The sequence below is a fragment of the Stenotrophomonas sp. SMYL89 genome, assembly GCF_036319985.1.
GTDB lineage: Bacteria > Pseudomonadota > Gammaproteobacteria > Xanthomonadales > Xanthomonadaceae > Stenotrophomonas > Stenotrophomonas maltophilia_Q.
This window is the reverse complement of the sequence record NZ_JAWIRW010000007.1, coordinates 145,329-171,425: the sequence shown is the minus strand read 5'-3', so window position 1 is coordinate 171,425 and position 26,097 is coordinate 145,329. Positions and strand designations below refer to the sequence as shown.

Sequence of the window (26,097 nt, the reverse complement as noted above, 5' to 3'; positions counted from 1 at the left end):
GCGGGTGCATCGTGATCAGAACGGAGAGCAGCCGAGCATGGGCTCGGCTCTACAGCGCGGTGGGTGCAACTGTTGGCCTCACACCGGCGGCAGCACCTTGCCCGGGTTGAGAATCCCATCCGGGTCCAGCGCGGACTTGATCGCGCGCATCGCCGCCAGCGTGGCCGGGCTGAACGCCTGCGCCATGAAATCGCGCTTGGCCAAGCCAATGCCGTGTTCGCCAGAGAGCGTGCCGCCCAGCGACAGCGTCAGTTCGAAGATCTTCGGCAGCGCGGCATGCGCGCGTGCGTTCTCGTCGGCATCGTTCGGGTGGTAGAGGATGTTGACGTGCAGGTTGCCGTTGCCGGCATGACCGAAGGTGACGATGGTGAGCGTGTAGTCGCGTGCCAATGCCTGCACGCCGGCCACCAGTTCCGGAATGCGCGACACCGGCACCACTACGTCTTCATTGATCTTGCCGGGTGCCACGGTGCGCAGTGCCGGCGACAGCGCCTTGCGTGCGGCCCACAGCTGGTCGCGTGCGCGGCCTTCCATCGCCACGTCCAGCTCGATCATGCCGTCGCCCTCGGTGGCGCTGGCCAGTGCCTGCAGCAGGTAGGGCAGGGTGTCGTGGTCGCCATCGGCTTCCACGAGCAGCATCGCGCCAGCCTCGGGTACTTCGGCACCGTTGAGGCGCAGCAGCTCCAGGCTGCGGGCGTCCATGAATTCCAGTCGCGTGGGCACCACTGGCTGCGACATCAGGCGTGACACCGCGGCGGCGGCCGCATCGGCATCGCGGTACAGCACGCGCAGGCCGGCCTGGCTGACCGGCAGCGGGGTGAGCTTGAGGGTGGCTTCCACGATCAGCGCCAGTGTGCCTTCGCTGCCCACCAGCAGGTGGGTGAGGTCGTAGCCGGTGGAATCCTTGGTGTAGGCGCCGCCGCAGCGGATCACCTCGCCGGTGCCGGTCACTGCCACCAGGCCCAGCACGTTGTCGCGGCTGGTGCCGTACTTCACCGCGCGCGGGCCACCGGCGTTGCAGGCCAGGTTGCCGCCCACGCTGCAGATCTCCGCGCTGGACGGGTCCGGCGCCCAGAACAGGCCGTGCGGCGCCAGTGCCTGCTGCAGGGTTCCGTTCAACGCACCCGGCTGCACCACGGCGCAGCGATCACCGGCACGGATGTCGATGATGCGATCCATGCGAGTGAACGACAGCACGATGCTGCCGGGCAATGGCACCGCAGCACCGGTGGTGCCGGTGCCCGCGCCGCGCGCGATCAGCGCCACGCGATGTGCACGGCAGGCGCGCACCAGTGCCTGTACCTGTTCGATGCTGGCGGGCAGCGCGACGGCAGCGGGGCGCTGGTGGCGCCACGAGTTGTCCTGCGCGTTCGCCTCCAGCGCGTTGTCATCCATGCGCCAGCCCTCCGCGCCCAGCAGGGCAGACAGTTCGGCAACCAGGGCAGCGGGCAGGGCAGTACTCATGACGGATCTCGCGGGACAGCAGGGGCGGGTTGGATCAGTTTCCAGGCAACAACGGCGCCGGCCAGCGGCAGCCACACCCAGCGCAGTTCAGAGAGAAGGGTGGCGATGCCGCGCGCGCTGAAGAACTGCGGGGCGAACGGTGAAACGCGGATCGGCCGCCACGGGGCGAAGAAGCGGTGTTCGCTCCACGGCCAGGCCAGGGCAACGCCAAGGCCGCCGGAGGTCATGGCGTCGAGCAGGGGATGGCTGGCGGCGCAGATGAAGACGAATGCCGCCGCCTGCACGGTGGACGCCACCGTTGGCCGCGCCGTGGTAGGTGCCAACCTTGGTTGGCACGAAACCGCCGACCAAGGTCGGCCGCTACCAAAGAACGCCCACACCGCGGCCAACACCGCCAGAACCCCGGCAAACAACAACGAATGGCTTGCACCGCGATGGCCGAACGCATCGGCATAGGGAATGTGCAGTGCAAAGGCCAGTACATCGGCATCGGGCAGCATCGCGGCGACCACACCGGCAGCCAGCAGCCACGCAGGAATGCGGCCACGATCGGCGGCGCACCACAGCGCCAGCGGCACAGCGGCATGGGTGATGATGGACGGCATCAGTCACGCACCATGGTCGTGCCGGCCAGGTTGCGCGCTGGCAGGTGCCAACCTTGGTTGGCACAGAAGCACCGACCAAGGTTGGCCTCTACCAAAGCGGACGGTACCCATCAGCAATCATCCAACCGGAACGCATCCCGCAGCCAATGCAACTGCGGCGGTTCACCCGTGGCTTCCACCACGTCGAAACGACAGGGCGCATTGGCCAGTGCAGGGTTGTCCTGCAGATACAACAACGCGGCATGGGCCAGGCGTCGACACTTGCGCACGTCCACCGAGGCAGCGCCGCCACCGAAGTCGGATCGCGCGCGGTAACGCACTTCCACGAACACCACGGTGCCGGCATCGTCCATCACCAGGTCCAGTTCACCGCCGCGATAACGCACGTTGCGCGCACGCGGCTGCAGTCCGGCCTGTTGCAGATGCTGCTCGGCGGCGGCTTCCACCGCCGAGCCCCGTTGGCTGCGCTCAGCGACCACCGACGATCGGCATCGGCCGGCCGCCATTGAAGGTGGACCAGGCCGGCTGGCGCAGGATGTTGCCGTTGCTGTCCAGGAACAGGGTGCCGGTGGCGCCGTCCAGGCCGCCTTCGTTGGACAGCTTGTCCAGGTAGGCGGTGATCTTCCAGGCATCGGCGCCGAAGGCGAACAGGCGGCCGGCGGCACCGCGTGCGCTGGGCAGGGTGCTGGCCACCTGGCTGGCCGAGGGCAGGCCGGACACGCTGCGCACGTTCCAGGCTTCGTTCGGGTAGACGATGCCGTCCAGCGCCACGTCTTCTTCCACCTTGCCGCTACCGACGGTCAGCTGCGAGGTGCCGACGCGGGTGGCGCCACCGGCACCTGCCAGCGCCAGCTGCGGCGCCAGCAGGCGGGCCTGCGGGGCGCGCACGGCGAGGAACACGGCATCGACCTGGCCGGCATTGCGCACCTGCGCGCCGACATCGCCAACCGCGTCGCTGACGCCGACGGTGGCCACCACCTGGCCGCCACGCTGGGCGAAGCGCTGGGCGAAGGCCGCAGCGGCACGGCGGCCGGTGTCGTCGGCACTGTTGATCACCAGCGCCTTGCCGCGCTCGCGGCCACGCAGGTACTCGGCAGCGACGATGCCGTCGTCTTCCGGTGCCAGCGAGAAGCCGGCGCTGCCGGCTGGCGGCGCATCCTTGCCACGGTTCAGGGCCAGCACCGGCACCTGCAGCTGCTGGCGGCCGTACACGGCGTCCACTTCGTCGCGGCCCAGCGGGCCGACCACGAAGTCGGCACCGGAGGCGACGGCCTTGTCATACGCGGCCAGCGCACCGGCCGGGGTACCGGCGGTGTCGATGAAGTTGATGTCCGGGCGGCGGCGGGTCTCGCCGTAGTAGGCGGCCAGCAGGCCATCGCGCACCGGCTGCGCGGCGGTGGCCAGGCGGCCGCTGAGCGGCAGCAGCACGGCCAGCTTGGCCGGCGGACGGTAACCGTCGCTCATGGCCGGCGGGCGCTTGCTGGTATCGAACTGGGCGGCGCCGTCGCGGTCGAACGGGCGCGGCAGAGGCAGGCCACGCGCGATCAGCGCGCGGCCGGCGAAGTTGTACAACGGGTCGTTGGCCGGCAGGGCGGCGGCACGGCTGCGCAGGGTGGCATCGTCAAGCGTACCGAGCAGGCCGGCAATGGCGGCCTGGTTCTCGCTGCGTGCGCTGCCGGTCAGGCTGGCGTGGGCGCGTGCGCGCTCGGTGGCGGCACCGAAGGCATCGCCGGTGCCCTGCAGGGCAGTGGCGCGGGCCAGGTGCCAGCGCGTGCGCAGGGCCGGCAGTACGTTGTCGCCACTGTCCTTCAGCAGGGCCAGGGCCTGTGCCGGCTGCTTGTCGGCCAGTGCCAGCTCGGCGCCGGTCAGCTGGTAGCGCTGCAGGCTGGCGCCGGTCAGCTGGCGGGCGGTGAGCTGGCCCAGCAGGCTGCGCGCGCGGGCGCTGTCGCCGGCCAGGTTCCAGGCCCAGGCTGCATCGGCCAGGGCGTTGGCGCGGGCACCGCCGCGCAGGGTGGCGGCCAGGCCTTCCAGCTGCAGTGCGGCGTCGCGCGGCTTGCCCTGTTCGATCAGCGCCAGCGCCTGGCTCTGGGCCGGCGATTCGGGCGCGCTGGTCAGGCTGGTGGTGGCACAGCCGGCCAGCAGCATCAGCGACAACGACAGGGCGGAGATCCGTGCGGCGGGCTTGTTCATGATCGGGTCCATGCGATGAGGGCAGCGGCCTTGGCCGGGTACACGCTACGATTCTACCCTTGCCCCGTGAGTACCGCTGAAATGAGTGTCCCAACCCTGTACGTCGTCGCCACCCCGATCGGCAACCTGGCCGATCTGAGCCCGCGCGCGCAGGAGGTGCTGCGCTCGGTGGCGGCCATCTGTGCCGAGGACACCCGCCGCAGCGGCCAGCTGCTGTCCCATTTCGGCATCCAGCAGCCGCTGGTGGCCCTGCACGAACACAATGAAGAGGCCCTGTCGCAGCGCCTGGTGTCGCGCCTGCAGGCGGGTGAGTCGCTGGCGCTGGTGAGCGATGCGGGCACCCCGCTGGTCAGCGACCCCGGCTTCCGCCTGGTGCGTGCTGCCCGTGCGGCTGGCATCAAGGTCAGCCCGATTCCCGGGGCCTGCGCTGCCATCGCCGCGCTGAGCGTGGCCGGTCTGCCCAGCGATCGCTTCAGCTTCGAAGGCTTCCTGCCGGCCAAGGCCAGCGGCCGCCGCGACCGCCTGCAGGCGCTGGCCGGCGAAGTGCGCACGATGGTGTTCTACGAATCCTCGCACCGCATCGCCGAATCGCTGGCGGACATGGCGGCGATCTTCGGCGGCGAGCGCCCGGCGGTGCTGGCACGCGAGCTGACCAAGCTGTTCGAGACCGTGCTTGATGGCGACCTGGCCGGCCTGCTGGCCAAGGTGGAAGCCGACGAGAACCAGCGCAAGGGCGAGTTCGTGGTGATGGTGCAGGGCGCCGGCGATGATGAGGAAGCGCAACTGGCGCATGGCCGCCGTGTGTACGCCAAGCTGAGCGAGCATCTGCCGCCGTCGACCGCGGCGAAGCTGGCGGCCGAGTTGACCGGTGCGCCGCGCAAGGCGTTGTACGGGAGTTGATGGATCGTGCGGACCAAGGTCCGCACCCACCAAGGCGGAATCGGCGCGGCATCGGTAGATCCACGCCATGCGTGGATGAATGAACCCCACCCGGATCCGCACCCCGGGGTGCGCCGTCCGGCCTCAGCCCGGTGCGATGCCGTCCAGGGCACGCAGATAATGGCAATCTCGGCAACCACGGAGGAAAGCTCAGCGGCACGCAGGCGATTCCTGCGCAGGAACGCGCGCCACTGAGCCCGCTTCTGGGCATCCCTGGCGAACGCCTGGGTCAGCCCGTACGGCAGCGGCGTCGGTGCAGGGGTGCCGCGTCGGTCAAAGGTCGCAGCAATGGCGGCTGCAAGGCCGGGGCGATCCATGGCGTCCTCGCGCGCCAGTGCCAGCAGGTCGAAGAAGTCTTTCATCCTGCTGTTGGCAATGCCGAGGGCGGCAATGGCCTCCAGCTTTTCGGCGAACACCGTCTCGCGTGGGTAGACGCGCAGGCAAGGTGGCGGAAAGCCATCCAGCATCACCGGATAGGCAATTTCCGGAGGTGGGGCGGTGACCGCGTCGCCAAACCCCACATCCCACTGCACATGGCAGCGCGCTCGGCCCAAATAGGCGATCAGGCGCAGGCGCAGCCCCTCATATGCAGCGTCTTCGCGGGTAGCTTCGATGGTGATGCTGGCTGGATCGAAACGCAGGCCGTCGTCGCTTGCCATTGCACAGAGCGCGCGTGCGATGTCCAGAAGATGGTCGGGCTCAGCACTGCCGAATCTGAGGAAATCGGCATCCCGTGTGGGCCGGTGTGGTGCATCGAACCAGGCCACGAACAGCAGGGCGCCCTTCAGCAGGAACTGGTCGCGGAAGGATGAGGTCGAGAGCCGGTAGAGCAGGCGTTCAACGGCGAATCTGTCCAGCACGAACTGGAAGTCTTCGTTGCGGCTGCGTGCGAGATCGAGCAGCCGTTGCCGGATGGAAGCAACGCGCTGGGGGAGCGGCAGGGAGTGGGTCACGCCAGGGCATCGAGGTACGGTCTCATCAGTCTGGCAACGCGGCAGATCCGCGCATACTCCATCAGTGCGTTTGGGGTCGTGGCGCGGCTGCGAAGCGCGTCACGCAACGCCTCGATAGCGACATCGAGGCCAACGAGATTGCGGTACTTGAAGCAGTCGGCGACGGTTTTGGCAACGTTGCTGACGTAGATGCAGCGCGTGCCCACGCGACGTTCTTCCAGTCCTGCATTGAGTGTCGTTGGCGACATGCGGACCACCCGGAGCGGCGGCCAGTCGATGCGGGGCGCGCGGTCACTGTTGCCAATGGCTGCCCAGATCTCGAACGGCGCCTGGGTGGTCAGCCCATGTAGGCGCAGCGCACTCAACAGACACAGACGGGGGTGCGGCAGGCGTTCGGCAATGATCCGCAGTCCATCGTCGGTGTCGCCGCGGGCTTTTCCTGGCAATGCGTAGACGCCGCGGGACATCCGGATGAGTGCGCCGGCGTCGACCAGGCGCGCCAGTTGCGCACGGGCGATTCCGGCAGCCACCAGTTCGCGCGCGCGCAGCGTGCCTGCGCGCTGCAGTAGCTTTCGTGCCCTGGCCTCAGCATTTCCCATGGCGGCATTGTTCCATAATGCAGGTTGTTTTCAATATCAACCGGCAAAATGGAACATCTGGTGCCGGGCCATTTCCGGCGAGGTAGATCCACGCCACGCGTGGATGGATGAACGACGCGCCGCGATCAACGCGGCAGGAACCACCCGCGTGCGCTAGAATGCGCGCTGGCGGAGCCGGCCAGACAGTCGCGTCATCCCTTCGGGGGTGCCGAGGAAAGTCCGGGCTCCATAGGGCAAGGTGCCAGGTAACGCCTGGGCGGCGCAAGCCGACGGAAAGTGCAACAGAAAGATACCGCCTACGTCTTCTTCGGAAGGCCGGTAAGGGTGAAATGGTGCGGTAAGAGCGCACCGCGAGTCTGGCAACAGACCGGCACGGCAAACCCCACCTGGAGCAAGACCAAATAGGGATCCTTTGGCGCGGCCCGCGTTGGATCCGGGTAGGTTGCTTGAGCGTTGCGGTGACGTAACGCCTAGAGGAATGACTGTCCACGACAGAACCCGGCTTATCGGCCGGCTCCGCCTCTTTCTTACGGTAAGCCGAGCATGGCTCGGCTCTACAGTAGAGCCGAGCCATGCTCGGCTGCTCTCCGCCCAGATGCTTGGGATGTTGTTCAACCCGGCGTGCGGTACTGCCCTGCGGAAATGAACTGCTCGAACCTTTCGCACCACACAACCACGGTGGTGTAGTCGTCCACGTTGACGCTCTCAGGCACCTCCACCAGGAACCGGTTGAAGGTCTTCACCTCGCCGATGCGCTGGGCCTGCGCCTTGATCTTCAGGAAGTCGGCCTTGTTGTCGACGAAGTCGCGCACCAGGTAGACCTTGTAGTCCGGCCCCGGGCCCATCTTGCCGTCGAACGCGACCTGGCGCGCGCTGACACTGACCTTGCCGTCGGCCCAGTGCACGGCGTCGCTGCCCTTGAGGTCGCGACGGAAGGTGGTGTGGTAACGGGCGTCGCCCATCGCCGCCTGCACCTGCGCGACCGGCGGGTCGTCTGGGGCGATCAGGATCGGCAGCAGGTAGATGCCCAGGCCGAAGCCCAGGCCGAGGGCGAGCAGGTGGGTGACGGCAAGTACGAAGACACGGCGCATCGATGACTCCCTGTGGATCGGTGGGGCGCGCGGCAGGATCGCGCCGGGTCATCGTGTGACGTGCGTGCAGACATTTATAGACACAGAAAACAGGTACAGGCTCAGAAATCGACCTGGCTCTGGCCGAGGGCGACACCCTGCGGGCCGAAGCGGCGCTCGTGGATCTGGCCGTGGCCATGGGCGTCGATCAACAGCACCGTGCTGGCGCGGGTGCCGTAGTCGTCGCCACGGATGAAGGCCGGGCTCAGCCAGCGCTCGCGCTCCAGGCCGATGCCGGTGTCGGGCAGGTCGCTGTCGGCCGGGCGGTGTTCATCGGCCAGAGCATTCCAGAGCGGGGTCAGATCCCTTTCCTCTTGGGAAAGGGATCTGACCCCGTCTTCCTTCAGCCAGGCGGAAAGCGCAGCCATCAGCCGGCGGGTCTTCGGCCACGGCGCGTCCAGTGCGCCGTTGGACATGCCGTGCACGCCGGGGCCCGGGCGCTGGCGTTCGGCCGGGTGGTTGCCCAGGTACTCCAGGCTGTCGCCATCGGCCAGCAGCAGGTTGAAGGGCGCATATGCGCCCGCCACGATGGCCAGCCGGTCGATATGCACGGCGGCCGGGTCGCGGCCGCGCAGGAAGTCGGCCACCAGCGCCCCCCGGGACGGGCCGGTCTGTGCGGCCAGCGGATCGCGGACATTGGTGACCACGGCCATGCGGCCGCCGGCACCAACGCCGGCCCAGCCACCGCCGGAGCGCAGGTCGCGCCCCCCGATGACGGAGGTCTCATCCTGCCAGGGGGCCAGCGCGGCGGTCGGGCGGGCGTGGAACTCATCACGGTTGCCGGTCATCACCAGCCGCCAGCGCGGGTGGTGCATCCAGCCAAGAGCGAGCAGGCACATGGCCTCATTGTGCATCGTTTGCGCAGTCCGGCGGCGTTTCCGCCCGGTTCCGGATGAATGCGCGGGAGATGTTTCACGCCCTGTCCACAGCCCTGAACTTCCGTTCAATCTCAAAAATTGAGACGGATCAGCAACTTGTGGATAAGCCTTGAACAATTCTCTAAAGGTTGTTGCAAGCCATTGATGCGGCTGGCGATTTCCCCGCTGAAAAGTTGTTGACAACCCTTCGGCCGCTGCTAAGGTGGGCATCAGAGGGAAATCCGGGTGTTTTGTGGGTTTTCGTGGTTCAATGTTTCACCGGGCGAAGGATAGGTGCACGCGTCGTGTTCCAGGGCGAGACGGCCATCACAGTTGACGATAAAGGGCGCATGGCGGTTCCCACCGCTTACCGCGACCTCGTCGCGCGCGCCAGCAACAACCGTCTCGTGCTGACTTACAACCCGTTCGAAGCCGGCTGCCTGTGGCTGTATGCAGAGTCGGAATGGGAGCGGGTCCGCGACGACGTCATGTCCAAGCCCAACACCCAGCGCGTCGTACGCCTGTTGCAGCAGAAGCTGGTCGGCTCGGCCGCCCATCTGGAGCTGGACGGCAACGGTCGCATCAGCATCCCCGCCAGCCACCGCGGTGCGGTGGGCATTGAGAAGAAGGCGGTATTGCTCGGTATGGGCGACAAGTTCGAATTGTGGAGCGAGCAGGCGCATCGGGCCCTGATCCAGCAGACGTTGTCTGACGAGGATCTGGGTGATGGGTTGCTCGACCTGAAGTTGTGAGCCGGGGTGCCCGGATGCGCCCAGAAGCGCAGGCCGGTCACCTTCCGGTGTCGCAGTCGCCGGCGGTGCACCTGCCGGTCCTGTACACCCAGGTCATCGAAGGCCTGAGGGTGATCGAAAACGGACGTTATCTGGATGGCACGTTCGGTCGTGGCGGTCATGCACGTGGCGTGCTCACCCAGCTCGGTCCCGAGGGGCGCCTGCTGGTCATGGACAAGGATCCGGAAGCCATCGCCGTTGCCGAGCGCGATTTCGCGCCGGACCCGCGCGTGTCCATCTTCCGTGGCAGCTTCGCCCAGCTGCTGCAGTGGGATGCGACGGCTGAAGGCCTGGACGGCGTGCTCTTCGACCTGGGCGTGTCGTCGCCGCAGCTGGACGTGGCCGAACGTGGCTTCAGCTTCGGCAAGGACGGCCCGCTGGACATGCGCATGGACCCGGACAGCGGCGAAAGCGCCGCGCAGTGGATCAACCGCGTGGAAGACCGCGAGATCGCTGACGTGCTGTGGACCTATGGCGAAGAACGCCAGAGCCGCCGCATCGCGCGTGCCATCGTGGCGCGCCGCGAGAAGCAGCCGTTCACCCGTACTGCCGAGCTGGCCGAGCTGATCGCCTCGGTGATGCCACGTGGCAAGGACAAGATCCATCCGGCCACGCGCAGCTTCCAGGCCATCCGCATCCACATCAACCGCGAGCTGGCCGATCTGGAAGCCGGCCTCGATGCGGCGGTGGAGCGGCTCAAGCCCGGTGGCCGCCTGGCGGTGATCAGCTTCCATTCGCTGGAAGACCGCATCGTCAAGCAGTACATGAACCGCCTGGCCAAGGCGCCGCCGGCCAACCGCCGCCTGCCCGAGGCGGTCGCGTTCGTGCCGACGCTGGACCTGATCGGCGGTGCCATCAAGGCCACCGACGAGGAACTGGCCGCCAACCCGCGCGCCCGCAGCGCCGTGCTGCGCGTGGCCCAGAAGCGGGAGGCCGACGCATGAGCCGGCTGCTGCTGATCATCCTGTTGGCCTCGACCGTGGCCTCGGCGATCGGCGTCGTGTTCGTGCGTCACCGTCATCGGCAGACGTTCATCGAGCTGTCGCGCGCCGAACGCAAGCGCGATGACATCAACCTGGAATTCGGCCGCCTGCAGCTGGAACAGGCCACGCTGGCCGAAGCCAACCGCGTCGATCGCATCGCCCGCGAAAAGCTCGGCATGAAGTTCCCCGAAGCAGGGGACATCGTGGTGGTGCGGCCATGAGCAAGACCGGCCGCAACCGCCCGCGCAACGCCTTCAACCTGCGCCAGCGCCTGCGCTGGGTCGCGCTGGCGCTTGGCCTGTGCTCGGTGTCGCTGGTCGGTCGTGCCGCCTACGTGCAGATCATCAACAGCGACTTCTACCAGCGCCAGGGCGAGGCCCGTTACCTGCGCGAGCTGCCGATCAAGACCTCGCGCGGGATGATCACCGACCGCAACGGCGAGCCGCTGGCGGTGTCCACCCCGGTCGCGTCGATCTGGGTCAACCCGCAGGACCTGCTGCGTTCGCCCGAGCGCATTCCGGAGCTGGCCCAGGCGGTCGGCATGTCGGTGGATGAGCTGAGCAGCCGCCTGTCGCAGAAGTCGGACAAGGAATTCATGTACCTGCGTCGCCGGATCAATCCGGACGAGGCAGAGAAGGTGGTCGCGCTGAAGATTCCGGGCGTGGCCGCGCAGCGCGAGTTCCGCCGCTTCTACCCACAGGGTGAGGCGATGGCGCACGTGCTGGGCTTCACCAACATCGACGACCGCGGCCAGGAAGGCCTTGAGCTGGCGTTCGACGAATGGCTGCGCGGCAAGGCCGGCGCCAAGCGGGTCATCCGCAATCGCAAGGGCGAGACCGTCGAAAGCGATCTGCTGCGCGCTGCTGAACCGGGTAAGGACCTGACCCTCAGCATCGACCGCCGCATCCAGTACCTGGCGTTCAAGGAACTGCGCAACGCGCTGGTGGCCAACAAGGCGGCCGGCGGTTCGATGGTGATCATGGACGTGACCACCGGCGAGATCCTGGCCATGGTCAACCTGCCGACCTACAACCCGAATTCGCTGACCGGCGCGCTGCCCGATGCGCGCCGCAACCGTGCGGTGACCGACCTGGTCGAGCCGGGTTCGACGATGAAGCCGCTGACCATCGCCACCGCGCTGCAGGCCGGTGCGGTGACCAAGGACACCATCATCGATACCAACCCGGGTTACATGCAGGTAGCCCGCTTCACCATCCGCGACGTGCCACGCAACAACGGCGTGCTGAACGTGACCGGCGTGATCACCCGCAGTTCCAACATCGGCGCGGCCAAGGTTGCGGCGAAGATGCCGGACCAGGTGTTCTACGACGGCGTGCGCCGCTTCGGCTACGGCTCGGTGCCGCACAGCGGCTTCCCGGGTGAATCCGGTGGCGTGGTGCGGCGCCCGGCCAACTGGGACGGTGCCACCAAGACCACCATGTCCTACGGCTACGGCCTGAACGTGACGCCGCTGCAGATCGCCACCGCCTACTCGGCGCTGGCCAATGGCGGCAAGTTGATCGCGCCGACCTTTGTCAAGGGCCAGCGCAACGAAGCGCATCAGATCATCGACGAGAACGTCGCCAGGCAGGTGGTGGCGATGATGGAAACGGTGGTTACCCAGGGTGGCGCCAAGCAGGCAGCGGTGCTGGGTTACCGCGTGGCCGGCAAGACCGGTACCGCGCGCAAGACCGGCCCCGGCGGCTACGAGCGCGGCCACTACAACGCGCTGTTTGCCGGCGTGGTGCCGGCCACCAACCCGCGCTTCGCCACCGTCATCGTCATCAACGACCCGCAGGCCGGCAAGTTCTACGGCGGCCTGGTGTCGGCGCCGGTCTACCACAACGTGATGGAAGGCACCCTGCGCCTGATGGACGTGCCGCTGGACGACCTGCAGTCGTGGCTGGCCGCGCAGCAGTCCGGCAAGGTCGGCCACTCGGCCTCGATCCTGCCTGCGCCGCCGGCCGAAGCCGCGTTGCCGGTGGATGCCGCCGCTGAATTCGATGCTGCGCTGCCCAGCGCGCATGCCCAGACGCCGCCCGCTACGGGAGGCACGCAATGAGTCCTTCGATGTTGCTTTCGCAGTTGCTTCCGGACGTGGCCCTGGCGGGCCATGATCCCGTTCTGACCGGCCTGGTGCTGGACAGCCGCGCCGTGCGCCCCGGCAATGCCTTCGTCGCCATCGCCGGTTTCGGCGCACATGGCCTGGGCTTTGTCGAGCAGGCCCGCGCGGCTGGTGCCGGCGTCATCCTGTTCGAACCGCCGGCACCTGCCGAGCTGCCGGCCCCGGCCGATGCGATTGCGGTGCCGGGCCTGCGCGCGCGCATGGGCGCAATGGCCGACCAGTTCCATGGCGCACCGTCGCGGGCGATGGCGATGGTCGGCGTGACCGGCACCAACGGCAAGACCTCCACCGTGCAGCTGCTGGCCCAGGCCTGGCACCTGCTCGGTACGCCCAGTGGCAGTATCGGCACGCTGGGCGCCGGACTTTATGGTGCGGTTGAACCGACCGGCTTCACCACGCCACTGGTGCTGCAGATGCATGCGCTGCTGGCGCAGCTGCGCGACGCCGGTGCGCGCGCGGTGGCGATGGAAGTCAGCTCGCACGCGCTGGACCAGGGCCGCGTGGATGCCGTGCACTACGACGTGGCGGTGTTCACCAACCTCACCCGCGACCATCTGGACTACCACGGCGACATGGCCAGCTATGGCGCGGCCAAGGCACGGCTGTTCCATCGCCCGGGCCTGAAGGCGGCGGTGATCAACCTGGACGACGCCTTCGGCCGCCAGCTGTTCGCCGGCCTGCCGGCGGGCGTGCAGCCGATCGGCCTGAGCTCGCGTGGTGCCGGCGAGGCCAGCGTGCGCGCCGAGGCGCTGCAGCTGGATGGCCGTGGCATTGCGTTCGAACTGGTCATCGACGGCCAGCGTGCGGCGGTGCAGTCGCCGCTGCTGGGCCGCTTCAACGTGGACAACCTGCTGGCGGTGGCCGGTACCCTGCATGCGCAGGGCCAGCCGCTGCCGCGCATCGCCGAGGTGCTGTCGGCGCTGCAGCCGATCCGTGGCCGCATGAACCGCCTCGGCGGCGAAGACGGCCTGCCGACCGTGGTGGTCGATTACGCACATACCCCGGACGCGCTGGAACAGGCGCTGGACAGCCTGCACGGCCATCTGCAGGGTACGCTGTTCTGCGTGTTCGGCTGCGGTGGCGAGCGTGATACCGGCAAGCGTCCGCAGATGGCTGCGATCGCCGAGCGCCTGGCCAACCAGGTCATCGTCACCGACGACAACCCGCGTGGCGAGGATGGCGACGTGATCGTGGCCGACATCCTGGCCGGCTTCCAGAACGCCGAGGCGGTGACCGTGCAGCGCAGCCGCGCGCGTGCGATCGGCCTGGCGGTGAAGCGCGCCGGTGCCGGCGACATCATCCTGATTGCCGGCAAGGGCCACGAGCCGTACCAGGAGGTCAATGGCGTGCGCCATGACTTCGACGACACCGAAGTGGCGGCCGCTGCGTTGGCTGCCAAGGCCGGTGTTCTGAGCTCGCAGGCCGGGGAGGGCGCCGCATGAAGCGCACCCTGCTTTCGCTGATCGCACATTGGGCCGGCGGCGAGATCCACGGCGACGACGTGGCCATCGATGCGGTCAGCCATGACACCCGCAGCCTTGGCCCGGGCAGCCTGTACGTGGCGCTGCGCGGCGAACGTTTCGATGGCCATGATTTCGCTGCCGACGCGCTGGCCCGTGGTGCCAGCGCGCTGCTGGTCGAGCGCCTGCTGCCCATCGAACTGCCGCAGGTGCTGGTGGCTGACAGCGAACTGGCGCTGGCGAAGATCGCCACCGGCATGCAGCGTGACCGCGGCACCGAGGTGTTCGCGATCACCGGCAGCAACGGCAAGACCAGCGTGAAGAGCCTGCTGCTGTCGATCCTGCAGCAGGTGGCACAGCACGCGCACAAGGTGGTCTACGCCAACCCGGGCAACCGCAACAACGAGATCGGCCTGCCGCTGGCGGTGATCGATGCGCCGGAAGATGCCGACTACGCCGTCTACGAGATGGGCGCCGGCAAGCCGGGCGACATCGCCTACCTCACCGACATCGCCCGCCCGCGCTATGCGCTGGTCAACAACATCGCCCCGGCACACCTGGAACGCATGGGCAGCCTGCTCGGCGTGGCAGTGACCAAGGGGGCAATCTATGCCGCACTGCCGGCTGATGGCGTGGCGGTGATCAATGTCGACGATGCCTACGGCCGCTGGTTCGAACAGCATTTCGTCGGCACCCCGCCGCGTTGCCGCGTGCTGCGCTACGGCCTGGAACATACCGCCGACGTGACCGCGCGCGACATTCGCGCCGGCGCGCAGGGCAGCCAGTTCACCCTGGTTTCGCCAGCCGGCGAAGCCCGCGTGGTGCTCGGCCTGCCGGGCCGCCACAACGTCAGCAACGCGCTGGCCGCGGCCAGCCTGGCGCTGGCCGCGGGCGTCGACCTGGCGCTGATTGCCGCCGGCCTGGCCGAAGCGCAGCCGGTGCCGGGCCGCCAGATCGCCCATCAGCTGCGCAACGGCGCGGTGCTGGTGGATGACAGCTACAACGCCAATCCCGGCTCGCTGGCTGCGGCCATCGATGCCCTGGCCGCCGCCCCGGAAGAGGGCTGGCTGGTGCTGGGCGACATGCGCGAGCTGGGCCCGGATGCCGAGGCGCTGCATGCGCAGGCGGGCATCCGCGCACGCGCTGCCGGGTTGAAGCGGCTGTATGCGCTGGGTCCGCTCAGTGCCGCCGCTGCGGCCGCCTTCGGTGAAGGTGGTCGCCATTTCGCTACCCATGGTGCGCTGTCACAGGCGCTGCAGGATGAGTTGCACGCTGGTGTGCGCTGCCTGGTCAAGGGTTCCCGTGGCAGTGCCATGGACCTGATCGTCAAAGCGCTGCTGGCGCAAGGAGAGGAATCCCCGCATGTTGTATGAACTGGCTCGATGGTTGCAGCAGTTGGAGAGCCTGTTCGGGCTGTTCAACTACCAGACGTTCCGCGCCATCCTTGCCGCGTTGACGGCGCTGTTCCTGTCGCTGTGGCTCGGCCCGGCGATGATCCGCAAGCTTGCCCAGTTCAAGGGCGGCCAGCCGATCCGCAAGGACGGTCCGCAGACCCATTTCTCCAAGGCCGGTACGCCGACCATGGGCGGTTCGCTGATCCTGCTCACCATCACCCTGTCGGTGCTGATGTGGGCCGACCTGCGCAACCGCTACGTGTGGCTGGTGCTGGCGGTGATGCTGTGCTTCGGTGCCATCGGCTGGTATGACGACTGGATCAAGATCGTCCGTCGCGATCCGAACGGCCTGAAGTCGCGCTGGAAGTACCTGCTGCAGTCGATCTTCGGCCTGGCCGCGGGCCTGTTCCTGTTCTACACGGCAGATGTACCGGCAGCGCTGACCTTCTACATCCCGATGTTCAAGTCGATCGCGCTGCCGCTGGCCGGCATCGGCTTTGTGGCTATCGCCTACTTCTGGATCGTCGGCTTCTCCAACGCGGTGAACCTGACCGACGGCCTGGACGGCCTGGCGATCATGCCCACCGTGCTGGTGGCCTGCGCGCTGGGCGTGTTCGCCTATGCCTCGGGCAACGCGGTGTTCGCCAACTACCTGCAGATCCCGCAGATTCCGGGTGCCGGCGAGCTGGTCATCATCTGCGCGGCCATTGCCGGTGCGGGCCTGGGCTTCCTCTGGTTCAACACCTATCCGGCCATGGTCTTCATGGGCGACATCGGTGCGCTGGCGCTGGGCGCGGTGCTGGGCACGATCGCGGTGATCACCCGCCAGGAACTGGTGCTGGTGATCATGGGCGGCGTGTTCGTCATCGAAACGCTGTCGGTGATGATCCAGGTCGCCTCGTTCAAGCTGACCGGCAAGCGCGTGTTCCGCATGGCGCCGATCCACCACCATTTCGAACTGAAGGGCTGGCCGGAGCCGCGCGTGATCGTGCGCTTCTGGATCATCTCCGTCGTGCTCGTGCTGATCGGCCTGGCCACGTTGAAGGTGCGCTGAGATGAACGACCTGTCCCGCCAGGCAACGCGCCTTGAAGCCATCGAAGGCAGCTACGACAAGTGGCTGCTGGGCGCGATCATCGCGCTCACCGGCGTGGGCGTGGTGATGGTGGCGTCCAGCTCGATCGCGCTGATGAGCAGTCCGTTCTACTACCTCAACCGCCATCTGATCTTCCTGGCGGTGGGTATCGTGCTGGCGGTCATCGCCGCCCGCACCGAGCTGAAGTCCATCGAGCAGTACAACCAGATGCTGCTGCTGGGCTGCTTCGTGCTGCTGCTGGCAGTGTTCATGCCCGGCCTGGGCAGCACCGTCAACGGTGCGCGCCGCTGGATCAACCTGGGCATCTCCAAGTTCCAGACGGTCGAAGCGGTGAAGGTGCTCTACATCGTGTGGCTGTCCAGCTACCTGGTGCGTTTCCGCGACGAGGTCAACGCGACCTGGCCGGCGATGCTCAAGCCGTTGGGCGTGGCCGGTGCGCTGGTGGTACTGCTGCTGCTGCAGCCCGACTTCGGTTCGTCCACCCTGCTGCTGGCGATCACCGCCGGCATGCTGGTGCTGGGCGGGGTGAACATGCCGCGCATGTCGATGCCGGTGATCATCGGCCTGGTCGGCATGAGCGCGCTGGCGATCATCGAGCCGTACCGCATGCGCCGCATCACCTCCTTCCTGGACCCGTGGGCCGACCAGCAGGGCGACGGCTACCAGCTGTCCAACGCGCTGATGGCCGTGGGCCGTGGCGAGTGGACCGGCGTCGGCCTGGGCAATTCGGTGCAGAAGCTGTACTACCTGCCCGAAGCGCACACCGACTTCATCTTCTCGGTCACCGCCGAGGAATTCGGCTTCCTGGGCACCTGCGTGATCGTGGCCCTGTACGCGCTGCTGGTCGGCCGCACCTTCTGGCTGGGCATGCGCTGCGTGGAAATGAAGCGCCACTTCTCCGGCTACATCGCCTTCGGCATCGGCCTGTGGATCAGCATGCAGACCTTTGTTTCGATCGGCGTGAACCTGGGCATCCTGCCGACCAAGGGCCTCACCCTGCCGTTGATCTCCTCCGGCGGCTCGTCGGTGCTGATGACCTGCGTCGCGATGGGCCTGCTGCTGCGCGTGTCCTATGAACTCAAGCGCGCCGAGCGCCGCCAGGCCGTGCGCATCGGTGGCGCCGAAGACGTTGCTGCCGAGCCGAGCGACGAGCCGGCCGCGCCGGTGGCCGCAAGCGTCCCGATGAGCGCCGAGCCGGTGGCTGCCGCTGCGCCGAACGCTGCGCGTGGCACCAGCCGCCTGCAGTCGCGCATCGAACCGACCTTCGGGAGGCTGTCATGAGCAGCGCTTCCAGCGCCCGCCCGGTGATGATCCTGGCCGGAGGTACCGGCGGTCATATCTTCCCCGGCCTGGCCGTGGCCCGCGTGCTGCGCGAGCGTGGCGTGCCGGTTACCTGGATGGGCGCCGAAGGCGCGATGGAAACCCGCCTGGTGCCGCAGCACGACATCGCGATCGACACGCTGGCCATCACCGGCCTGCGCGGCAAGGGCAAGCTGGCGTTGCTGGCTGCGCCGTGGCGGCTGATGCGTGCGCTGCGTGCGGCCGGCATGATCATCCGCAAGCGCCAGCCGCGTGCAGTAGTGGCCTTCGGTGGCTTTGCCTCCGGCCCCGGTGGCATGGCCACGCGCCTGCATGGCCTGCCGTTGATCGTGCATGAGCAGAACCGCGCACCGGGCCTGACCAATCGCATCCTGTCGCGCTATGCGCGCCGCCTGCTGACCGGTTTCCCGGGCACCTTCGCCGCGCGCGAGGAGTTCGTCGGCAATCCGGTGCGTGCGGAAATCGCCGCCATCGCACCGCCGGAACAACGCTTCGCCCACCGCCACGGCCCGCTGCGCGTGCTGGTGGTGGGTGGCAGCCAGGGTGCACGTGCACTCAATGCCGGCGTGCCGCAGGCGATTGCCGCGCTGGGCGCCGGCGTGCCGGTGCAGGTGCGCCATCAGAGCGGCGAGAAGATGCATGCCGAGGCGGTCGAGGCGTATGCCAAGGCCGGCGTGCAGGCTGAAATCACGCCGTTCATCGCTGACATGGCCGAGGCCTTCGCCTGGGCCGACCTGGTCGTATGCCGCTCCGGCGCGTCCACGCTGGCCGAGCTGTGCGCGGTCGGTGTCGGCAGCGTGCTGGTGCCATTCCCCGCTGCCGTCGACGATCACCAGACCCGCAATGCGGAGTACCTGGTCGAGCGCGGTGCGGCGGTATTGCTGAAGCAGGACGGAACGCTGGCCGACGGCATTGCCGCACTGCTGCGCGATCTGTCCGAAAATCCCGCCCGCCGCATGCAGATGGCGCAAGCCGCGCGTGCCCTGGCCAAGGTCGATGCCGCCGAGCGCATCGCCGATATCATTCTTGAGGAAGCTGTATGAAGAAGGCATGCCACCGCGCCTGCCCTGCGCGAGGCCGCGCATGATCCGCCGCCTGCACGACACCAACGACCTGGTGCGCGCATTCCCGCGCGTGCATTTCGTCGGCATCGGCGGCACCGGCATGAGCGGTATCGCCGAAGTGATGCTGACGCTGGGCTATGAAGTGTCCGGCTCGGACAACGCCGACAACGTGGCGACCCGCCGCCTGGCCAGCCTGGGTGCGCGCATCATGCGCGGCCACTCGGCGGCCAACGTGCTGGGCACCGACTGCGTGGTGGTCTCCAGCGCCATCCGCGAAGACAACCCGGAACTGATGGAAGCGCGCAGCCAGCGCATTCCGATCATGCCGCGCGCAGCGATGCTGGCCGAGCTGATGCGTTTCCGCCGTGGCATCGCCGTGGCCGGTACCCATGGCAAGACCACCACCACCAGCCTGACCGCTGCGGTGCTGAGCGAAGGGGGCCTGGACCCGACCTTCGTGATCGGTGGCCAGTTGCTGGCCGCCGGTGCCAACGCCAAGCTGGGCGGTGGGCAGTGGCTGGTGGCCGAGGCCGACGAAAGCGATGGCAGCTTCCTGCGCCTGAACCCGCTGATGTCGATCATCACCAACATCGATGCGGATCATCTGGAGAACTACGGCAACGACTTCGCCCGCGTGCAGGCCGCGTTCGCCGAGTTCCTGCAGCGCCTGCCGTTCTACGGCCTGGCGGTGCTGTGCATCGACGACCCGGAAGTGGCCGCACTGGCCGCCAAGACCCCGCGCCACGTGATGAGCTACGGCATGAGCCCGCAGGCGGATGTGCGCGCGGAGAACGTGGTGCAGGAAGGCTCGCGCATGCGCTTCACCCTGCGCCTGCCGCAGGGCACCAGCCAGGAAGTGGTGCTGGCGCTGCCGGGCAGGCACAACGTGCTGAACGCACTGGCCGCCGCCGCAGTGGGCTGGCAGCTGGGCGTGGCCCCGGATGCCATCGCACGCGCGCTGGAAGCATTTGCCGGTGTCGGCCGTCGCTTCAACGATCTGGGCGAAGTAACCACCGCCAGCGGTGCCAAGGTCCGCATCATCGATGACTACGGTCATCACCCGAGCGAGCTGGAAGCGGTGTTCGCCGCCGCCCGTGGAGGCTGGGCCGACAAGCGCCTGGTGGTGGCCTTCCAGCCGCACCGCTACAGCCGTACCCGCGACCAGTTCGACAAGTTCGCCGCCGTGCTGTCCAGCGTCGATGCACTGGTGCTGAGCGAGGTCTACCCGGCCGGTGAGGAACCGATTGCCGGTGCCGATTCGCACGCGCTGGCCCGTGCCATCCGCGCGCGCGGCCGCAGCGAGCCGGTGGTGGTGGGCAAGGCTGCCGAACTGGCCAGCGTGCTGCCGGACGTGCTGCAGGACGGTGACCTGCTGCTGATGATGGGGGCGGGCGATATTGGTGCCGTCGCGAGCCATATCGCCGTGGAAGGTTTCAAGGCGGAGGGTGAAGCGTGAGCACGCTGACCTTCCCGCCGCTGCGCGTGACCGACCCGGCCGTGTTCGGCCGCGTCGCCGTGCTGCTGGGCGGCAGTTCCAGCGAGCGCGAAGTGTCGTTGGACTCCGGCCGCAACGTGTTGGAAGCGCTGCAGTCGCGCGGCATCGATGCGTTCGCCGTGGACGGCATCCCGGCGCTGGCCAAGGCGCTGGCCGCTGGCGGCATCGACCGCGTGTTCAACATCCTGCACGGCCACAACGGTGGCGGTGAGGACGGCATCGTGCAGGGCCTGATGGACGCCTTCGGCGTGCCGTACACCGGTTCGGACGTGCTGGGCTCGGCGCTGAGCATGGACAAGATCCGCACCAAGCAGGTGTGGCTGTCGCTGGGCCTGCCGACCCCGCAGTACCGGAAGGTCGACGCGTCCAACGTGCATCGGCTGGCGGCCGAACTGGGCCTGCCGGTGGTGGTGAAGCCGGCCAACGAAGGTTCAAGCGTAGGCATCAGCCGGGTGACCGATGATGCCGGTCTGGATGAGGCCGTGGCGCTGGCCGCGCGCTACGACGGCCAGTTGCTGATGGAGCAGATGGTGGTCGGCGACGAACTGACCGTTGCCATCCTCGGCGACGTCGCGCTGCCGTCGATCCGCATCGTGCCCAAGGGCCAGTGGTACGACTACAACGCCAAGTACATCGCCGAGGACACCCAGTACCTGTGCCCGGGCCTGGACGGTGAGGACGAAGAAGAAATCCGGCGCATCGCGCTGGCCGCGTTCCGCGCTGCCGGTTGCCGTGGCTGGGGCCGCGTGGATGTCATGCGTGATCGCAGCAGCGGCCGCTTCTTCCTGCTGGAAGTGAACACCGCGCCGGGCATGACCAGCCATTCGCTGGTACCCAAGGCGGCCGGCCAGGCCGGCATCAGCTTCGAAGAGCTGGTGTGGCGCGTGCTGGAACAGACCCTGGAGGCCTCGCACGCATGAACGCGGTGCTGCGCATCTTCGTCTGGCTGTTGGCGCTGTCGGTGGTTGCACTGCCGGTGGTGGCCGTGGTCAATGGCTGGGTCGGCGCCGAGCGCTGGCCGCTGGCGAAGCTGCGCGTGCATGGTGAGTTCAAGCGTGTACCGGCCGAGCAGCTGCAGCAGGTACTGCTGCCGTATGCGCGCGCCGGGTTCTTCGCGGTCAAGCTGCAGGATGCCCAGGACGCACTGGAAAAGCTGCCGTGGGTGGAAAGCGCGCGGGTACGCAAGCAGTGGCCGGATGTGCTGGAAGTGACCCTGGTCGAGCACAAGCCATTCGCGCGCTGGGGCAGCGATCGCCTGGTCTCCGAGCAGGGCAAGCTGTTCCCCACGCCGAAGAAGCTGGCCGACCTGGCGCTGCCGGAACTGGACGGTCCGGACAGCCAGACCGAAGAAGTGATGAAGCTGTACAGCGACTCGCGTGCATTGTTCGCACCCGCCGGCGTCGATGTGCGCCGGGTGACGATGGATGCACGCGGCAGCTGGTCGCTGGTGCTGAGCAACGGCACCGAAGTGGTGGTGGGCCGTGACGACGCGCGCTCGCGCATGCAGCGCTTCGTCAAGGTGCTGCCGCAGCTGAACCGCCAGGACGCGCCGATCGAGCGCGCCGACCTCCGTTACACCAATGGTTTCACGCTGAGCTGGGGTACCCCGGCCACGCCGGCGAAAACGCCGGCGACCCCGGCCAGCAGGACGCAGGAAAGGACATGAATCGCAAGGGTGACAAATCGCTGATCGTTGGCCTGGACATCGGCACCTCCAAGGTGGTGGCGCTGGTGGGTGAGTATTCGCCGGGCAACCCGATCGAAGTGATCGGCATCGGCTCGCACGAGTCGCGCGGTTTGAAGCGCGGCGTGGTGGTGGACATCGAATCGACCGTGCAGTCGATCCAGCGCGCGGTGGAAGAAGCCGAGCTGATGGCCGGCTGCGAGATCCGCTCGGTGTACGCCTCGATCTCCGGCAACCACGTGCAGTGCAAGAACTCGCCGGGCATCGTGCCGATCCGCGACGGGGAAGTGACCTGGGGCGACCTGGATCGCGTGCTCGATGCGGCCAAGGCGGTGGCGATCCCGGCCGACCAGAAGATCCTGCATGCGATCCCGCGCGAGTACGTGCTGGACGACTCGCAGGAAGGCATCCGCAACCCGGTCGGCATGACCGGCGTGCGCCTGGAGGTGCATGCGCACCTGGTGGTGTGCGCACAGTCGGCCGCGGCGAACATCAGCAAGTGCGTGCAGCGCTGCGGCCTGCAGGTGGACGACCTGGTGCTGTCCTCGCTGGCCTCAAGCGTGGCGGTGCTGACCGCCGACGAGCGCGAGCTGGGCGTGGTGCTGGTCGACATGGGCGCCGGCACCACCGATATCGCCGTGTTCGTGCAGGGCGCGATCTGCCACACCGCCTCGCTGCCGATCGCTGGCGACCACGTGACCAACGACATCGCGCACATGCTGCGCACGCCGACCCCGGAAGCCGAGCAGATCAAGGTGCGCTACGCCTGCGCCCTGGCCCAGCTGGCTACCGCCGAGGAAAGCATCCAGGTGCCGTCGGTGGGCGACCGCCCGCCGCGCCGCATGCCGCGCCATTCGCTGGCGCAGGCGGTGCAGGGCCGTTACGAGGAAATCTTCGAGATGGTGCAGGCCGAACTGCGCCGCTCCGGCTTCGAGGAACTGGTGCGTGCCGGCATGGTGCTGACCGGTGGCGCTTCGAAGATGGAAGGCGTGGTCGAGCTGGCCGAGGAAATGCTGCAGATGCCGGTGCGCGTGGGCATCCCGCAGCACGTCACCGGGCTGGGCGAAGTGGTGGGCAACCCGGTGCATGCCACCGGCGTGGGCCTGCTGTTGATGGGCAGCCAGATCGAGCACCCGCGGCGGCCGTCGCTGCCGACCGGGCGCGCCGGAAGCATGTTCAAGAAACTCAAGACCTGGTTCCGCGGCGAGTTCTGACGCCGAACCTGCAACACCCGGGCATGCCCGGCCGCAGTACCTGCAATAGACGGTAACAACGCAACACACAACCCACACAGCCGCATCGGCAACATGACACGCGAAGGCAGGAGGCCCGACCGTCCATGCCACCGACAAGCGGATACAACGAGGACACGGACATGGCGCATTTTGAACTGATCGAAAAGATGGCACCCAATGCGGTGATCAAGGTGGTTGGCGTGGGCGGCGGCGGCGGCAATGCCGTGGCGCACATGGTCAACTCGGCAGTGGATGGCGTGGAATTCATCACCGCCAACACCGACTCGCAGGCCATCAAGAATTGCGGTGCCAAGCTGCAGCTGCAGCTGGGTACCAACGTGACCAAGGGCCTGGGCGCAGGCGCGAACCCGGAAGTCGGCCGCCAGGCCGCGCTGGAAGACCGTGAGCGCATCATGGACGCCCTGCAGGGTGCGGACATGGTGTTCATCACCGCCGGCATGGGCGGCGGCACCGGCACCGGTGCTGCACCGGTGGTGGCGCAGCTGGCCAAGGAAATGGGCATCCTGACCGTGGCCGTGGTCACCAAGCCGTTCCCGTTCGAAGGCCGTCGCCGCATGCAGGTGGCGCTGAAGGGCATCGAGGAACTGAGCCAGCACTGCGACTCGCTGATCACCATCCCGAACGAGAAGCTGATCACCGTGCTGGGCCGCAACGCGACCATGATCCAGGCCTTCCGTGCCGCCAACGACGTGCTGCAGGGCGCCGTGCAGGGCATCGCCGACCTGATCGTGCGTCCGGGCCTGATCAACGTCGACTTCGCCGACGTGCGCACCGTCATGTCCGAAATGGGCCTGGCGATGATGGGTACCGGCACCGCCCGTGGCGATGACCGCGCCCAGGCCGCGGCCGAATCGGCCATCCAGAACCCGCTGCTGGACGATGTGAACCTGGCCGGTGCCAACGGCATCCTGGTCAACATCACCGCTGGCGCCGACTTCACCATGGCCGAGTTCGACGAGATCGGCCGCACCATCGACGGCTTTGCTTCGGAAGACGCCACCGTCGTGGTCGGCACCGTGCTCGACCCGGACATGCAGGACGAAGTGCGCGTGACCGTGGTTGCCACCGGCCTGAACCGCGTGTCGGCCAGCAAGACCCAGCGTCCGGGCGAACGTGCGCCGATCAAGCTGGTGCGCAACGCCACCACCGGCCAGCCGGAATTCGGCGACTTCGACAACGGCGGCGACGCCGTGTCCAAGGCCGTGGGCGGCATGGGCCTGGGCCTGCGTCGTGCCAGCAGCGACACCGCTTCCGCTTCTGCGCCGTCGGCTCCGGCCGCTTCGGCTCCGGCGGCCGCTGAACTGCCCAACGATTACCTGGACATCCCGGCGTTCCTGCGCCGCCAGGCGGACTAAGCGGGGCGGCCCGGGGTTGTCCTCCCCGGGTTGCGCCACCATGTCCTGAAAACGCGGGCGCCGGGCCAGGATGGGCCCGGCCGCCCCGCTTCATGTGCGTCCCATTGGCGCGCCGGTGTGTCCTGCCTGCCTTTCAGCCGGGGTAGGGGACCGTGCGTGTTAATCTAATGTGTCACTTCCGGTCCATCCCCCATGATCCAGCAACGCACCCTCAAGAACACGATCCGCGCCACTGGCGTTGGCCTGCACAGCGGTGACAAGGTCTACATGACCCTGCGCCCGGCACCGGTCAACCATGGCATCGTGTTCCGCCGCGTGGACCTGGACCCGGTCGTGGAAGTGCCCGCCAAGGCCGAGCTGGTCACCGAAGTGACCCTGTGCACCGGCCTGACCTGCAACGACGCCAAGATCCAGACCGTCGAACACCTGATGTCGGCGCTGGCCGGCCTGGGTGTGGACAACATCATCGTCGAACTGTCCTCGGCCGAGCTGCCGATCATGGACGGTTCGGCCGGCCCGTTCGTGTTCCTGCTGCAGTCGGCGGGCATCGTGGAACAGGATGCGCCCAAGCGCTTCATCCGCGTGCTGAAGACCGTGGAAGTGACCGAGGGCGACAAGGTGGCTCGCTTCACCCCCTATGAGGGCTACAAGCTGGGCTTCACCATCCAGTTCGACCACCCGATGATCCCGGCCAAGCAGTCGCGCCAGGAAATCGAGTTCTCGACGCTGGCCTACACCAAGGAAATCTCCCGCGCGCGCACCTTCGGCTTCATGCGCGACCTGGAATACATGCGCGAGCGCAACCTGGGCCTGGGCGGTTCGATGGACAACGCCATCGTGCTGGACGAGTTCCGCGTGCTCAACGAAGACGGCCTGCGCTACGCCGACGAATTCGTGCGCCACAAGATCCTCGACGCGATCGGCGACCTCTATCTGGCCGGTGGCCAGGTGCTGGGTGCCTACGAGGGCTTCAAGTCCGGCCACGCGCTCAACAACAAGCTGGTGCGGGCACTGATGGCCGACGCCACCGCCTGGGAATGGGTCAGCTTCGACTCGCCGGCGACGCCGGATCCGGTGGAATACGCCACGCCGGCCTACGCCTGATTCCTGCAGGCTGGTGAATTTAAAGACAAAAGCGCCGCCCGGAAGGGCGGCGTTGTCGTTTCCGCGGCCCGTATCGCATTCAGCATGCTTGACGGCCATCAAGGTCGGTTCGAGATCACGGTTTTGTGAACCTGTTGGATCGGAAGCCTGAATTTAACGTTGTTTTAACAACAATCTAACGACAGGCCCCCGGATGGCAGCTAGGATGCGACCCGGCCCCCGAAATGTTTCACGC

Annotated in this window: 23 protein-coding genes, 1 other RNA gene and 2 pseudogenes; 18 read left to right on the top strand and 8 right to left on the bottom strand. The window is 67.6% G+C overall.

Annotated features, from left to right (window positions below; translation table 11 throughout):
* Positions 1-78: 78 nt before the first annotated feature.
* The 4 genes from V3B41_RS11315 to V3B41_RS11300 form a co-directional block, all read right to left on the bottom strand.
* Positions 79-1,464 (bottom strand): FAD-linked oxidase C-terminal domain-containing protein, encoded by a 1,386-nt coding sequence (locus V3B41_RS11315; protein ID WP_329861091.1) that lies wholly within the window; start codon positions 1,462-1,464, stop codon positions 79-81.
* Positions 1,461-2,069 carry a metal-dependent hydrolase gene (locus tag V3B41_RS11310; protein WP_049428913.1) on the bottom strand — a complete coding sequence of 203 codons (609 nt, stop codon included), beginning with the start codon at positions 2,067-2,069 and terminating at the stop codon, positions 1,461-1,463. The genes V3B41_RS11315 and V3B41_RS11310 overlap by 4 nt, the downstream gene beginning before the upstream one ends.
* Positions 2,070-2,179: 110 nt before the next feature.
* Positions 2,180-2,548 carry a YraN family protein gene (locus V3B41_RS11305; protein WP_180848833.1) on the bottom strand — a complete coding sequence of 123 codons (369 nt, stop codon included), beginning with the start codon at positions 2,546-2,548 and terminating at the stop codon, positions 2,180-2,182.
* Entirely contained in the window at positions 2,538-4,259 is a 1,722-nt protein-coding gene (locus tag V3B41_RS11300) for a penicillin-binding protein activator (protein WP_197619745.1), read from the bottom strand. Before V3B41_RS11300 ends, V3B41_RS11305 begins: the two co-directional genes overlap by 11 nt.
* 81 nt (positions 4,260-4,340) lie before the next feature.
* Between V3B41_RS11300 and rsmI the strand changes: the two genes are divergently transcribed.
* Complete coding sequence (gene rsmI / locus V3B41_RS11295) at positions 4,341-5,159, top strand: 16S rRNA (cytidine(1402)-2'-O)-methyltransferase (protein WP_005408070.1); 819 nt, start codon at positions 4,341-4,343, stop codon at positions 5,157-5,159.
* 221 nt (positions 5,160-5,380) lie between these two features.
* Here rsmI and V3B41_RS11290 read toward each other — a convergent pair.
* Together V3B41_RS11290 and V3B41_RS11285 are read right to left on the bottom strand one after the other, a co-directional pair.
* Positions 5,381-6,058: pseudogene (locus tag V3B41_RS11290) on the bottom strand (nucleotidyl transferase AbiEii/AbiGii toxin family protein); the annotation flags it as partial.
* An 89-nt stretch (positions 6,059-6,147) separates the two neighbouring features.
* Positions 6,148-6,750: a type IV toxin-antitoxin system AbiEi family antitoxin domain-containing protein gene (locus tag V3B41_RS11285; RefSeq protein WP_049428909.1), complete on the bottom strand. Its 603-nt coding sequence runs from the start codon at positions 6,748-6,750 to the stop codon at positions 6,148-6,150.
* Between V3B41_RS11285 and V3B41_RS11280 the strand changes: the two genes are divergently transcribed.
* A complete protein-coding gene (locus V3B41_RS11280) occupies positions 6,749-6,907 on the top strand; it encodes a hypothetical protein (protein WP_157804763.1) in 159 nt (52 codons plus the stop codon). The two genes, V3B41_RS11285 and V3B41_RS11280, sit on opposite strands and share 2 nt — an antisense overlap.
* Before the next feature lie 13 nt (positions 6,908-6,920).
* Positions 6,921-7,272: RNase P RNA component class A (gene rnpB / locus V3B41_RS11275), an RNA gene on the top strand.
* An 89-nt stretch (positions 7,273-7,361) separates the two neighbouring features.
* On the opposite strand, the gene V3B41_RS11270 is transcribed toward rnpB, so the two are convergent.
* Both V3B41_RS11270 and V3B41_RS11265 read right to left on the bottom strand, forming a co-directional pair.
* Complete coding sequence (locus V3B41_RS11270) at positions 7,362-7,841, bottom strand: DM13 domain-containing protein (RefSeq protein ID WP_049428908.1); 480 nt, start codon at positions 7,839-7,841, stop codon at positions 7,362-7,364.
* Between the two features lie 101 nt (positions 7,842-7,942).
* On the bottom strand, positions 7,943-8,719 hold the full coding sequence (locus tag V3B41_RS11265) for an NRDE family protein (protein WP_329861123.1): 777 nt from the start codon (positions 8,717-8,719) through the stop codon (positions 7,943-7,945).
* Between the two features lie 323 nt (positions 8,720-9,042).
* On the opposite strand from V3B41_RS11265, the gene mraZ reads away from it, so the two are divergent.
* The 15 genes and pseudogenes from mraZ to lpxC all read left to right on the top strand — a co-directional run bounded on the left by mraZ (position 9,043) and on the right by lpxC (position 25,862).
* A complete protein-coding gene (gene mraZ, locus V3B41_RS11260) occupies positions 9,043-9,489 on the top strand; it encodes a division/cell wall cluster transcriptional repressor MraZ (RefSeq protein ID WP_004143635.1) in 447 nt (148 codons plus the stop codon).
* A 14-nt stretch (positions 9,490-9,503) separates the two neighbouring features.
* Positions 9,504-10,472, top strand: a complete 969-nt coding sequence (gene rsmH / locus V3B41_RS11255) for a 16S rRNA (cytosine(1402)-N(4))-methyltransferase RsmH (protein WP_010481940.1) — start codon at positions 9,504-9,506, stop codon at positions 10,470-10,472.
* The gene (gene ftsL, locus V3B41_RS11250; RefSeq protein ID WP_005408074.1) at positions 10,469-10,732 is read left to right on the top strand and encodes a cell division protein FtsL; all 264 of its coding nucleotides are present in this window, start codon (positions 10,469-10,471) and stop codon (positions 10,730-10,732) included. The genes rsmH and ftsL overlap by 4 nt, the downstream gene beginning before the upstream one ends.
* Positions 10,729-12,573: a penicillin-binding protein 2 gene (locus V3B41_RS11245; RefSeq protein WP_049428907.1), complete on the top strand. Its 1,845-nt coding sequence runs from the start codon at positions 10,729-10,731 to the stop codon at positions 12,571-12,573. Before ftsL ends, V3B41_RS11245 begins: the two co-directional genes overlap by 4 nt.
* On the top strand, positions 12,570-14,078 hold the full coding sequence (locus V3B41_RS11240; protein ID WP_049428906.1) for a UDP-N-acetylmuramoyl-L-alanyl-D-glutamate--2,6-diaminopimelate ligase: 1,509 nt from the start codon (positions 12,570-12,572) through the stop codon (positions 14,076-14,078). The genes V3B41_RS11245 and V3B41_RS11240 overlap by 4 nt, the downstream gene beginning before the upstream one ends.
* Complete coding sequence (gene murF / locus V3B41_RS11235; protein WP_049428905.1) at positions 14,075-15,469, top strand: UDP-N-acetylmuramoyl-tripeptide--D-alanyl-D-alanine ligase; 1,395 nt, start codon at positions 14,075-14,077, stop codon at positions 15,467-15,469. Before V3B41_RS11240 ends, murF begins: the two co-directional genes overlap by 4 nt.
* Positions 15,459-16,544 (top strand): phospho-N-acetylmuramoyl-pentapeptide-transferase, encoded by a 1,086-nt coding sequence (mraY, locus tag V3B41_RS11230; RefSeq protein ID WP_049428904.1) that lies wholly within the window; start codon positions 15,459-15,461, stop codon positions 16,542-16,544. Before murF ends, mraY begins: the two co-directional genes overlap by 11 nt.
* A 1-nt stretch (position 16,545) precedes the next feature.
* Positions 16,546-17,865 carry a putative lipid II flippase FtsW gene (gene ftsW, locus V3B41_RS11225; protein WP_049428903.1) on the top strand — a complete coding sequence of 440 codons (1,320 nt, stop codon included), beginning with the start codon at positions 16,546-16,548 and terminating at the stop codon, positions 17,863-17,865.
* Positions 17,862-18,947 carry an undecaprenyldiphospho-muramoylpentapeptide beta-N-acetylglucosaminyltransferase gene (gene murG / locus V3B41_RS11220; protein WP_049428902.1) on the top strand — a complete coding sequence of 362 codons (1,086 nt, stop codon included), beginning with the start codon at positions 17,862-17,864 and terminating at the stop codon, positions 18,945-18,947. Before ftsW ends, murG begins: the two co-directional genes overlap by 4 nt.
* Before the next feature lie 40 nt (positions 18,948-18,987).
* Positions 18,988-20,424, top strand: coding sequence for a UDP-N-acetylmuramate--L-alanine ligase (gene murC / locus V3B41_RS11215; protein ID WP_049428901.1), 1,437 nt, complete (start codon positions 18,988-18,990; stop codon positions 20,422-20,424).
* Positions 20,421-21,383, top strand: a complete 963-nt coding sequence (locus V3B41_RS11210; RefSeq protein WP_049428900.1) for a D-alanine--D-alanine ligase — start codon at positions 20,421-20,423, stop codon at positions 21,381-21,383. Before murC ends, V3B41_RS11210 begins: the two co-directional genes overlap by 4 nt.
* Positions 21,380-22,054, top strand: a pseudogene (locus tag V3B41_RS11205) (cell division protein FtsQ/DivIB); the annotation flags it as partial. The gene V3B41_RS11210 and the pseudogene V3B41_RS11205, both read left to right, overlap by 4 nt.
* A gap of 71 nt (positions 22,055-22,125) precedes the next feature.
* Complete coding sequence (gene ftsA / locus V3B41_RS11200) at positions 22,126-23,361, top strand: cell division protein FtsA (protein ID WP_005408083.1); 1,236 nt, start codon at positions 22,126-22,128, stop codon at positions 23,359-23,361.
* A gap of 161 nt (positions 23,362-23,522) precedes the next feature.
* Complete coding sequence (gene ftsZ, locus V3B41_RS11195; protein ID WP_049428898.1) at positions 23,523-24,758, top strand: cell division protein FtsZ; 1,236 nt, start codon at positions 23,523-23,525, stop codon at positions 24,756-24,758.
* 192 nt (positions 24,759-24,950) lie between these two features.
* Positions 24,951-25,862: a UDP-3-O-acyl-N-acetylglucosamine deacetylase gene (lpxC, locus tag V3B41_RS11190; protein ID WP_004143722.1), complete on the top strand. Its 912-nt coding sequence runs from the start codon at positions 24,951-24,953 to the stop codon at positions 25,860-25,862.
* The last annotated feature ends 235 nt before the right edge of the window (positions 25,863-26,097 follow it).